This window comes from Chitinophagales bacterium, assembly GCA_020636495.1.
Lineage (GTDB): Bacteria > Bacteroidota > Bacteroidia > Chitinophagales > Chitinophagaceae > UBA5543.
Genome location: JACJXQ010000014.1, coordinates 1 through 6,648 on the forward strand (window position 1 = coordinate 1; position 6,648 = coordinate 6,648).

A 6,648-nucleotide genomic window follows, 5' to 3' on the forward strand; every position below is an offset into this window, starting at 1 on the left:
CGGAAGCTGGTATGGGCGAAATGCATCATGACATGGAAGGTATGCATGATGATATGCACATGGCGCATGCAAAAATGGACCCCGTATGCGAAATGGATTATGACGCATCATGGACTGAGTATTCTGTTAATGGAACAGATACTATGTGGTTTTGCAGCGAAACATGCAAAGGCGCCTACGAGGGCAATCCTGAAAAGTATACCAAAGAAAAATAACTTTCAAGGAAATCATATTAAACAGTCCCGCAAAACCTGCGGGACTGTTTTTGTTATAATACCTTTCATTAAATTTGATGTATGAGCAGCTTTAGCATTAAAGGTCAGTTGACAGATGTTTTTCAGAGACGTATATACCCGGCCGAGATAACGATCACAGATGGAAAAATTTCAGAGATAATAGAAATAAGCAATGCTCCCGCACAATACATTATGCCTGGCTTTGTAGACGCGCATGTGCATATTGAAAGCTCTATGCTGGTGCCTGCTGCATTTGCAAGACTGGCCGTTGTGCATGGTACAATCGCCACTGTTTCTGACCCGCACGAAATAGCCAATGTGTGTGGCCCGGAAGGCGTGCAATATATGATAGATGACAGTAAGCGCTCACCTTTCAAATTCTTTTTCGGCGCACCTTCATGTGTCCCCGCTACGTTCTTTGAAACTGCAGGTGCGCATATTGATGCCAGAGCAACGGAAGAGTTGCTGACGAATCCTGATATATGGTACCTGGCAGAGATGATGAATTTTCCGGGCGTGCTGCATAAAGATGAAGAAGTAATGGCTAAAATAGCGGCAGCGAAAAAGATAGGTAAACCGGTTGACGGACATGCACCGGGGTTGCGTGGTGATGACGCCGCTGCGTATGCTGCTGCGGGAATAACAACTGATCATGAATGCTTTACAATAGGAGAGGCGCAGGATAAGCTGAAGCTGGGTATGAAAATACTGATACGCGAGGGTAGCGCCGCAAGAAACTTTGAAGAACTGGTACCGCTGTTTGCAACACATGCCGACAGGTTGATGTTTTGCAGTGATGACAAACATCCCGATGAGTTGGTAGTGAGTCATATCAATGCATTGGTAAAAAGAGCATTGGCTAAAGGTTATGAGTTGTTTGATGTATTACGTGCCGCAAGCGTCAACCCGGCAGAGCATTACAATATACCGGTCGGTTTGCTGCGCAATGGGGATGCAGCAGATTTTGTTGTGGTTGACAACCTTGACGACTTTAATATTCTGCAGACCTATATCAATGGTGAGTTAGTAGCTGAAAATGGTAAGTCGAAGCTGGAAGCAGTAGATATCAAGCCCATCAATAACTTCAATATATCACATAAGAAGGTGAGCGATTTTGAAATGAAAGCAACTGCCGTAGCGCCGCAGATAAGGGTAATAGAAGCACTGGATGGCCAGTTAGTGACCAATGAGATATTGGTCACAGGCAAAGTGGTTAACGGCTGCTTGGTGAGCGATGTAGACAATGACATCTTGAAAATGGCGGTGGTAAACCGGTACGATGACAACGCACCGGTATCAACAGCATTTATTAAAAATATAGGCATAAAAGCGGGCGCGCTGGCTTCTACTGTTGCACACGACTGTCACAATATAATTGCGGTAGGCGCTGATGATGAGGCGCTTTGTAAAGCTGTAAATGCATTGGTAGATTGCCGTGGTGGGGTAGCCGTGGTTGACAAACAGGGTGAGGTAGCTGTATTGCCTCTGCCCATAGCAGGACTGATGGCGGATACGGATGGATATACCGTAGCAGAGCGTTATTCAGCCATTGATAAAAAAGCAAAAGCCCTGGGCTCTCGCCTCAGGGCTCCTTATATGACTTTGTCGTTTATGGCGCTGCTGGTAATACCTGCACTCAAGCTCAGCGATAAAGGACTCTTCAACGGTGGTAAGTTTGAATTTACACCTGTTGAGGTCTGAGTTTACTGTTCATTATAAGCTTTCAGCGCTGCTTCCAGGCAGTCCATAGCTTTGTTGATATCGTCTTTGTTCAGTACATAGGCCAGTCTTACTTCCCTGTGTCCCTGCCCGATTGTAAAATAGAAACCGGCAGCAGGTGCCATCATCAGTGTTGCACCATTGTAAGAGAACTCTTCCAGCAACCACTGGCAGAAAGTTTCACTGTCATCAACAGGCAGCTCAGCCATAGCATAGAAGGCACCGCCAGGCATAGGGCATTTTACGCCCGGCATAGCTTGTAGCCTGCTCACCAGCAGGTCGCGGCGGGCATTATATTCAGCGTGAACATCATCAAAATAATCAGCCGGCAGGTCGCAGGCAGCTTCGCCAAGTATCTGTGCCAGCGAGGGCGGGCTCAGCCTTGCCTGTGCGAATTTCATGGCTGCATCCAACACCTGCTGGTTCTTGGTGACCAATGCGCCTATACGGGCACCACAGGCACTGTACCTTTTAGAGATGGTATCCAGCAGTATCGCGTTTTGCTCCATACCTTCCAGCGTCAGGGCAGAGATATGCTCTCGTCCATCATAGCAGAACTCCCTGTATGCTTCATCGCTGAACAGGAAGAGGTTGTTCTTCAGGCATATATCACGCAGAATGCCCAGCTCCTCGGCACTGTAAAGGTAGCCTGTAGGGTTATTGGGGTTACATATCATGATGGCCTTGGTACGTGTAGTGACTGCCTGCTCAAAAGCCGATATGGACGGCAGGGCGAAATCCTCATCAATAGTAGAGGAGATAGGAATGATATTTACACCCGCGCTGGTAGCAAAACCATTATAGTTAGCATAAAAAGGCTCAGGGATGATGATCTCATCACCGGGATCCAGGCAGCTCATGATAGCAAACAGGATAGCCTCAGAACCGCCAGTCGTCACAATGATCTGGTTGTGGTTCACGTGAACATTATGACCGGCGTAGTAGCCTACCAGCTTTTTGCGGTAGCTTTCGAAACCGGCGCTATGGCTGTACTCCAGCACTTTCATATCAGTGTGGCGCACAGCGTCTAATATTACCTGTGGCGTTTCTATATCAGGCTGGCCGATATTCAGGTGGTATACCTTGGTGCCCCTGGCTTTGGCAGCCTCGGCATACGGCACTAATTTCCTGATCGGGGAGGGCGGCATTGACGAGCCGCGATGAGATATTACTGGCATGGCGCAAAAATAGATATTCCAGCCCTATATCACGCATATAGGCATAAAAAAACCCGGCCTTGGCCGGGTTGTATATAAAGGCGTTATTATTATCCTTTTGTTTCGTCAGTTGCCGGTTTTGCGGTAACGGTACCTTTGATGTGCAGCTCGTACACCTCTTTATCGTCAGGGTTTACAGCGTTAGACTTGATAAAGATGTCTTTGCTGAAAGGACCTACACGATGGTCGGTAGAGTAAACTACTTTGATCTTGGATGATTTACCGGGCAGGATGGGCTGCTTAGGCCAGTCGGGGCTGGTGCAACCGCAAGATGCGGTAACGCTCTGGATGATCAGGGGTTCTTTACCTGTATTTTTGAAATCGAAGTAGTGAGTCACCTCGGGGCCTTCGGGTATAGTACCAAAGTCATGAGCTGTTTCTTTGAATTCGAATTTCGGAGCATTCTTATTCTCCTGCGCCTGTGCAGTGAAAACGCTCAATACGGTAACGCAGGCGGCTAATACTAATTGTTTCATATTCGTTTGTTTAAACCTTATTTAGAGATCATTGATTTGGCAGGAGCGGGAGCAGAACCTGTCGGAGCTGCTTCAACTGAACCTTTGATGGTCAGTACTTTGGTACCTGCGTTAGATACAACCGTGATAGATTTGGTGAATCCACCCGGGCGTTTGTCAGTATTATAGCTGGCCTTTACCACACCTGTTTTGCCGGGCAGTACGGGCTCTTTAGACCATATTGGCGTAGTACAACCGCAAGACGCGTTAACGGTCTGCAGGTTGATAGGCTCTTTACCTGTATTCTTGAAAGTGAATTCATACTCAGCAGCCGGACCTTCAGGAACGGTACCGAAGTCGTGAACTTCTGTTTCAAATGCCATGTTCTCAACGGTAAGAGTAGTAGCCGGCTTGTCATCAGCATTCACTATTGCCTGTTGCTGCGCGGTTGTGGCCGATGCAGGAGCCGCATGGTCGTGGCCTGCATGTGCATCGTGCGATTGTGCGAAACCGTAACTTCCTGTCAGCACTGCCAGACCCATTAATAGTAATACTTTTTTCATCTTATATATACTTTTTTAGTGATTGTGTACACAAATATAATGCCTAAGGCGCCAAATAAACCCTTATAAGTTTGTTAATCCGTGTTAAACATCCGCTAACTTCGCGGATACGCAATTTACCTTTTATAGCGCAATTAACCATAAAAAGCATGGCAGATTTCGAAGCAGACGTAAAGCAGGCGGTAGTCACACTCAACGACGGCGGTGTTATTCTTTACCCCACAGACACCATATGGGGCCTCGGTTGCGATGCTTTTAACGCAACTGCGGTAGACAAAGTCTTCGCACTGAAGAACCGCCCGAAGGAGAAAAGCCTCATCATTCTGCTGGCCGAAGCAAAGGATATCCTGCAATATGTGGCCGCTCCGCATCCTGATATTATAGATATAGTTCAATCATTTGAACGCCCTACTACGGTGATATACGACCATGCGCTGGGCTTTCCCGACAACGTAGTGCACGAGAATGGCAGCATCGGCATACGCGTCACCACCGACGCTTTTTGCAAATCGCTGATAAAGCGGCTGGGCAGGCCCATCATCTCTACATCGGCCAACGTAAGTGGTGCACCTTCAGCGGCTTTCTACGGGCAAATAGACCAACACATCATCTCCGGCGCCGATTATGTGGTGCAATACAGGCAGGACGACACCACGCCTGTACAGGCTTCGCGCATTGTCAAGATCAACGACGACGGCAGTCTTGACATAATCAGGGCGTAATTTTTAAAAACCTGATTAGCTTTGCGGCATGGAAATACCCTGCACAGCAGATGAGCAAGCACTGTTTAAGGCAATGGCGCAAGTGGCTGCAGACACGAACACACCCTGCTACATAGTAGGTGGTTTTGTGCGCGACAAGCTGCTGAACCGCCCTACCAAAGACATAGACTTTGTGTGCCTGGGCAGCGGTATAGACATGGCGCATGCCGTAGCGGCGGCGTTGCCGGGCAGGCATAAGGTCAACTTTTTTAAGAACTTCGGTACGGCCCAGTTTCGTTACAAAGACTTCGACCTGGAGTTTGTAGGTGCCCGAAAGGAGAGCTACAGCCACGATTCGCGCAAACCCATAGTAGAAGAAGGCACGCTGGACGACGATCAGAAACGCCGCGATTTTACCATCAACGCGCTGGCCATCAGCCTGAATAAGGACGACTACGGTGCGCTGGTAGACCCTTTCAACGGGGTGCAGGATATGGAAGATAAGCTCATCCGCACGCCGCTCGACCCGGATATTACCTTCAGCGACGATCCCCTGCGCATGATGCGATGTATCCGCTTTGCCACCCAGCTGAGCTTTACCATTCACGAAGAGTCGTGGCAGGCGATAGCGCGGAACAAGGACCGTATCAAGATCATATCCTTCGAGCGGATAACCGACGAGCTGAATAAGATCATGCTCACGCCGAAGCCTTCCGTTGGCCTCGACCTGCTGTACCGCAGCGGATTGCTGGACGTATTCTTTCCGCAACTGGTAGCGCTGGCGGGCGTGGAGTATATAGACGGCAAAGGCCATAAAGACAACTTTTACCACACGCTACAGGTAGTAGACAACGTAGCCGACCGCAGTACCGACCTGTGGCTGCGCTGGGCCGCCCTGCTGCACGATATAGGCAAACCCGCCACCAAACGTTTTGAAAAGGGCCACGGGTGGACCTTTCACGGGCACGATGCTGTGGGTGAGCGCATGACCTACAGGATATTCCGCCAGATGAAGTTGCCACAGAACGAAAAGATGAAGTACGTAGGTAAGCTGGTGGCCCTGCACCTGCGTCCCATCAGCCTGAGCAAAGAAGATATCACCGACTCGGCCATGCGCCGCCTGCTGTTCGATGCGGGAGACGACCTGGAAGACCTGATGATACTCTGCGAGAGCGACATTACCTCGAAGAACAAACAGAAGGTGCGCCGCTACTTAGACAACTTCGAGGCCGTGCGCCAGCGCCTGAAAGAAGTGGAGGAGTCGGACAAGATGCGCAACTGGCAGCCGCCCATAGACGGGGAGGAGATCATGACCCTATTTGGCCTAAAGCCTTCGCGCGAGGTAGGCAAGCTGAAGACGGCCATCCGCGAGGCGATACTGGATAACCTCATCCCCAATACCCGCGAGGCGGCTTACGAGTTCCTGCTGCAACAGGCCGCCGAAATGGGGCTGAAGCCTGTGGAGTAGGCAGTGCACCATTTTCATTTTATACATTAACGAAAAACTTCGTGCGTTTGTCCTGCGGTGAAAACCTGCTTTTTTGTATCGTTTTGTATCGTTTTTACCTTTTTATTGTGGGGTGTAGTAGAAATACATTTCATAGTGGTGTTTTTGTTATGTATAACTGTGGCGCAGTGCCATCCGGCTGTTAAGTAATGTTAAGTAAATGATGATCGTTTTACTTAACATTTATCCGTTTTGCGGGTTGTACAGTATGTCAAAGAGCGTGCTACCTACGGGTAGTATTTATTTACAA

7 protein-coding genes are annotated in these 6,648 nt (G+C 48.9%); 4 read left to right on the plus strand and 3 right to left on the minus strand.

Annotation, left to right across the window (positions count from 1 at the left end; genetic code table 11):
* Both H6550_16535 and ade read left to right on the plus strand, forming a co-directional pair.
* Positions 1 to 215 (plus strand): hypothetical protein (locus H6550_16535; GenBank protein ID MCB9047744.1); only part of this gene is annotated, 215 nt, incomplete at its 5' end.
* An 81-nt stretch (positions 216 to 296) separates the two neighbouring features.
* Positions 297 to 1,937 carry an adenine deaminase gene (gene ade, locus H6550_16540; protein ID MCB9047745.1) on the plus strand — a complete coding sequence of 547 codons (1,641 nt, stop codon included), beginning with the start codon at positions 297 to 299 and terminating at the stop codon, positions 1,935 to 1,937.
* A gap of 2 nt (positions 1,938 to 1,939) precedes the next feature.
* On the opposite strand, the gene H6550_16545 is transcribed toward ade, so the two are convergent.
* The 3 genes from H6550_16545 to H6550_16555 all read right to left on the minus strand — a co-directional run bounded on the left by H6550_16545 (position 1,940) and on the right by H6550_16555 (position 4,190).
* Positions 1,940 to 3,133: a pyridoxal phosphate-dependent aminotransferase gene (locus tag H6550_16545; GenBank protein MCB9047746.1), complete on the minus strand. Its 1,194-nt coding sequence runs from the start codon at positions 3,131 to 3,133 to the stop codon at positions 1,940 to 1,942.
* A gap of 89 nt (positions 3,134 to 3,222) precedes the next feature.
* Entirely contained in the window at positions 3,223 to 3,648 is a 426-nt protein-coding gene (locus H6550_16550) for a DUF1573 domain-containing protein (GenBank protein MCB9047747.1), read from the minus strand.
* Positions 3,649 to 3,665: 17 nt separating this feature from the next.
* Positions 3,666 to 4,190 carry a DUF1573 domain-containing protein gene (locus H6550_16555; GenBank protein ID MCB9047748.1) on the minus strand — a complete coding sequence of 175 codons (525 nt, stop codon included), beginning with the start codon at positions 4,188 to 4,190 and terminating at the stop codon, positions 3,666 to 3,668.
* A gap of 149 nt (positions 4,191 to 4,339) precedes the next feature.
* Between H6550_16555 and H6550_16560 the strand changes: the two genes are divergently transcribed.
* Entirely contained in the window at positions 4,340 to 4,912 is a 573-nt protein-coding gene (locus H6550_16560; protein MCB9047749.1) for a Sua5/YciO/YrdC/YwlC family protein, read from the plus strand.
* 28 nt (positions 4,913 to 4,940) lie between these two features.
* Complete coding sequence (locus H6550_16565) at positions 4,941 to 6,359, plus strand: HD domain-containing protein (GenBank protein ID MCB9047750.1); 1,419 nt, start codon at positions 4,941 to 4,943, stop codon at positions 6,357 to 6,359.
* Positions 6,360 to 6,648: the final 289 nt, after the last annotated feature.